Genomic DNA, 4,660 nt, shown 5'->3' on the forward strand with positions numbered 1-4,660 from the left:
GGGGTCTGAAGCCCAACCGTACGAAAACGCACGCTAAGTATATTTTTTAACCAATCTGGCGTTTTATTGCCTTGATAACTAGGCCGTCATAAAGGCCAATCATCCGCCTCGTCTGCCTGCTTAAGAGGTCTGAGCTTGCCCTTTGTTACCTGTTCTGCCAGCGTGAATGTATAGTGACCCAGCATATTAATATGCGCATGGCGCAGTGGTGACAGCCGGGATTCATCGTCTTCATTAATGGCTTCGCCCTCATCACGCAAATGTGCCAGTGCGGCCTGCATATAAATGGTATTCCAGAGCACGACGGCATTGGTCACCAGCCCCAGAGCGCCCAGTTGCTCCTCTTGCCCATCCTGATAGCGCTTTCTGATCTCGCCTTTCTGCCCGTGACAAATGGCTCTGGCGACAGCATGCCTGCTTTCTCCCCGGTTAAGCTGGGTCAGGATGCGACGCCGATAATCCTCATCATCAATATAATTCAGCAGGTACAATGTCTTATTTATTTTCCCGGCTTCTATAATGGCCTGTGTTAATCCTGAAGGGCGATCGCTGCTCAGCAACGAACGAATCAAAACTGACACACGAATTGTCCCCAGCGTCAGGGAACCGGCCATGCGCATCATGTCATCCCAGTGTTGCTCTATCTTCTGGGCATTCGCAGCATTGCGGGCGATATCATTCAGCACGCCATAATCTGCATCTTTATCCACACGCCAGAATACAGAGGCTCCGGCATCAGCCAGACGGGGAGAAAACTGATAGCCCAGCAACCAGAAAAGACCGAAGATCAGATCACTGGAACCAGCCGTATCTGTCATTATCTCAGTCGGATTGAGTCCGGTTTGTTGCTCCAGTAACCCTTCCAGTACAAATATGGAATCCCTTAGCGTGCCAGGAACGACAACACCATGAAATCCGGAGTACTGATCTGAAATGAAGTTGTACCAGGTGATCCCACGGCTGGAACCAAAATATTTTCGATTGGGGCCTGCATGTACCGTTCGTACCGGAGCAATAAATCGCATGCCGTCAGCAGAGGCCACCTCACCACCACCCCATTTCTGAGCCAGAGGCAGGGTAGACTGATAATCAACCAGCCTGGCGTTTGCTTTTACCAGCGTTTCTGCCCTGAGATAATTTTGTTTGGTCCAACTCAGACGATAACGGGTCAGCGCCGGAATATTGGGTCGAATAAAGGGTTCCATGCCAATATTACAGGCTTCAGCCAGCAATACCGCACAGATACTGACGGTCAGGTCATCCATACGCGCCCCCGCCTCGCTTGCATGGGTAAATTCATCTGCAAATCCTGTATGCGCGTTAATTTCAAGAAGGAGTTCAGTCAGATCGACAACGGGCAGCAGGTCAGATATACGCTTCGAGAGTAACTTCAGCGTCAGTGGCTCATCCAATCCGTTCAGATGAGCAATGGTCAGCTTCGTGCGTTTACCGGTGAAATCCAGTGAAACAGCCTGATTATCGGCAAAATTTTTAGCGACCTGTCGGTATACAGTGTCAAGCTGCCGAGTCAGCGCATTGACGGCCTCACTGGCGTTGAGGGGATGACCAAGGGAGCGATAGACCTGCACTCTGTTGGTGTGCCAGTCCTGACCCTGGAGAAGTTTAGCCCGCGGATCTCCCCAGCGCTCGCTCCGTGCGACGTAAATATCCCGACGTCGCAAACTGTCCTGTAACTTATTCATCACACAAAGGGTATAGCCCTGTCGGGATAAATGGCCGTCTTTACCATAGCAAAGTCGTTTCCAGGGGCCGGTAATTATCGCCATTGGCGCATCATCAATATGCTGCTTCCGGGTTGACCAGATCGCCGCAAGGTAGCGTATTGCCTCCAGCGTTGTTTCACCTGCCGGAGCGGCGCTGAATTCAATATTTTCCAGCAAACAGGGAAGAAAGCGGCGGACTCTCCCATACTGTTCCACCATTTCATCGTGAAAACTGGTGTCAGAAGGTCGGGCTATGGCGTTTATAAATGCGATGGTATCGGCCAGCCTGGCTGGAGGAAATTTCCCGAATATCGTCGAGCGGATCAACTCACTGTCAACATTTTCATCCAGGAGCACCGAGCAAATATGTGCCAGCTCTAATGCTGACTTATCAAGGTCTTTCAGTGTCCGCAGTCGTTTTTTCTGACCAATTTTTTTCGCTTCACGGCCGATATCAGCGATAACCCCATCCAGAACGTCCAGCGCGTCATCCAGTGCCGATATTTCACAGGAACGGACAAAGGCAACCAGCATCGCTGTTCGTCTTGCGGGTGGCATTCGGGCTATTTTGTACACTGAAATCATATCAGCATACCGGGCGAGTGCATTGAAACGCACTGGAGGAATACCAGTAAAGTCGAGATCCTGCATGCCAAATGCTTTCAGTTTCAGGTAGCGTGCAACGGCCTGATTAAATGCGGGGCCGCTGATGGCAACAGGACCTTTTCTTAACTGATCAAAACGTGAGGTGCGTACTCCGTCAGGCACCTGTAACAGTCCTTCAAGTAATGAGCACTGTTCGCCTGATGCCAGTCCGGACAGACGTGACCAGAGCCTGTCTGCTGATTTTTCACGTATTTCGGATATCAGACGGGTCAGCGTGGTGACGCCCGGCAACAGTATTTTATTTTGTAGAAGCCAGCTGGTAGCCAGATCGAAAAGCAGACCCGGTCGTTCGTTGCTGAGCCAGCTGCGGGTGAACAGTAACCGGCTCAATCTGAAAGTCCACGGCCACGAAAAATCATGATAGCCATACTGACGACGGATCAGTGCCTGATGTTCACGCAGCGTGGTTTCTCTTCTGGAGTAGTCAGACAGAACGCCCGTATCGGATATTCCCAGTTGTCGGGCAACAAACAACTGTACGTTAGTCGGGAGCGCTGACAAGTCATGAGGCCAGGTGCCAATAAATCGAACGCTGCCAATCAGCAATGCCACCGCCAGACGGTTGGCCCTTCCGCGCCGGTTGTTAATGAAATCCATATCCGCTTCGTCGAGCAGAAAGAAACGTGCAAGCTGAATATCATTGGGTTCGCCGGAGAACTGACCATAACTGGCCCGTTGTTCCGCGTTTAAAAAGTCGGCTGGCAAAATGGCCTCCCTGGCGACGGATCACATACGAATACATACAAATGAGATGTTAATCAGGCTGTTTCAGATATTGATACAGCGTTTCACGGCTAATACCAAACTCGCGAGCAAGCTGGGCTTTTTTCTCACCCTCTGTTGCTCGCCGTCGAACTTCAATTTGTTGTTCTGATGTCAGTGATTTTTTCCGTCCACGGTAAGCTCCACGAAGCTTGGCTAAAGCGATCCCTTCACGCTGACGTTCATGGATTAAAGAACGTTCGAACTCGGCAAAAGCACCCATCACTGAGAGCATCAGGTTTGCCATTGGTGAATCTTCACCAGTGAATGTCAGACATTCTTTAACAAATTCAATACGCACACCCTTATGGGTAAGCTTTTGTACCAGGCGGCGCAAATCATCCAGGTTACGTGCCAGCCGGTCCATACTATGAACCACCACGATGTCTCCATCACGCACGAATGACAACAGTGAATCCAGTTCTGGCCGCTGAGTATCTTTACCCGATGCTTTATCGACGAAGACTTTATCCACCTGAGTCTGATCCAGTTGCCGCTCTGGGTTCTGGTCAAAGCTACTTACCCGGATATAGCCAATACGTTGACCTTTCATACGCCTCCAATACTGAATGTGTCAGAAAAGAATCTATGACCTTTAATTACTTGTGTCAATAAATTCGATTGGCGACTTCACTCTGACAGTTTTCCATCATCAGACCTGACGTCAGGTTAGGGTATAATCCAAGCTGACACTACCTTGATTGATTTTGGAAAAATCACTATGATTAGCTTTGAATCAAATAAATCATCAGGAGTCGGTAAATGAAGAGCAACATGATACAAGCAACAACTAAGGTACTGACAGCACACGTGCCACTACCGATGGCCGACAAGGTTGACCAGATGGCAGCCCGACTTGAACGTTCACGGGGTTGGATCATGAAACAGGCACTTTCCGCATGGATAGCTCAGGAAGAAGAGCGAGATCGCCTTACTCTGGAGGCTCTGGCAGATGTGGATGCTGGCCGGGTTATTGATCATCAGGCAGTGCAAGCCTGGACAGATAGCCTTGGTACCGACCAACCGTTGTCTGTGCCGCGTTGATGGAACTTAAGTGGACCAGCAAGGCGCTATCAGATTTGGCGCGCTTGTATGAATTTTTAGCTCTGGCTAACAAGTCCGCGGCGGCGAGGGCGATACATTCGTTGACTCAATCCCCGACCATTCTGCTAAGTAATCCGCGTGTTGGAGAGCAATTGTTCCAATTTGAACCACGTGAGGTTAGGCGGATTTTGGTTGGAGAGTACGAGGTTCGTTACGAGATTCTTGATTCTATCGTCTACGTGCTACGGCTGTGGCATACCCGAGAAAATCGTTGAGATGGGTGGGTCGCCCATCGACTATTTAAATCGTGCGCGAGGCTTAGCGTATGATTTATCGCGTTTCATGAGCTGATCTAGTTACGTCGTTATGGGCGTACAACCCCAGGCTGCAAGCCCATAGCCACACCAAATTGTTCAAAAAATACACTTAACGTACGTTTTCGTACGATTGGGCTTCAGACCCCT

General features: G+C 49.9%; 4 protein-coding genes. 2 read left to right on the forward strand and 2 right to left on the reverse strand.

Annotation, left to right across the window (positions count from 1 at the left end; genetic code table 11):
• Window positions 1-86: 86 nt before the first annotated feature.
• Together AM629_RS20470 and AM629_RS20475 are read right to left on the reverse strand one after the other, a co-directional pair.
• Window positions 87-3,095, reverse strand: coding sequence for a Tn3 family transposase (locus AM629_RS20470; protein WP_054481583.1), 3,009 nt, complete (start codon window positions 3,093-3,095; stop codon window positions 87-89).
• Between the two features lie 49 nt (window positions 3,096-3,144).
• Window positions 3,145-3,705, reverse strand: coding sequence for a recombinase family protein (locus tag AM629_RS20475; protein ID WP_054481585.1), 561 nt, complete (start codon window positions 3,703-3,705; stop codon window positions 3,145-3,147).
• A 209-nt stretch (window positions 3,706-3,914) separates the two neighbouring features.
• Between AM629_RS20475 and AM629_RS20480 the strand changes: the two genes are divergently transcribed.
• Both AM629_RS20480 and AM629_RS20485 read left to right on the forward strand, forming a co-directional pair.
• Window positions 3,915-4,196 (forward strand): CopG family ribbon-helix-helix protein, encoded by a 282-nt coding sequence (locus tag AM629_RS20480; protein WP_152912045.1) that lies wholly within the window; start codon window positions 3,915-3,917, stop codon window positions 4,194-4,196.
• Window positions 4,196-4,471, forward strand: a complete 276-nt coding sequence (locus AM629_RS20485) for a type II toxin-antitoxin system RelE/ParE family toxin (protein ID WP_054481587.1) — start codon at window positions 4,196-4,198, stop codon at window positions 4,469-4,471. Before AM629_RS20480 ends, AM629_RS20485 begins: the two co-directional genes overlap by 1 nt.
• The last annotated feature ends 189 nt before the right edge of the window (window positions 4,472-4,660 follow it).

Origin of the sequence: Photorhabdus heterorhabditis (genome assembly GCF_001280945.1) — a bacterium.
In the GTDB taxonomy this organism is placed as follows: Bacteria; Pseudomonadota; Gammaproteobacteria; order Enterobacterales; family Enterobacteriaceae; genus Photorhabdus; species Photorhabdus heterorhabditis.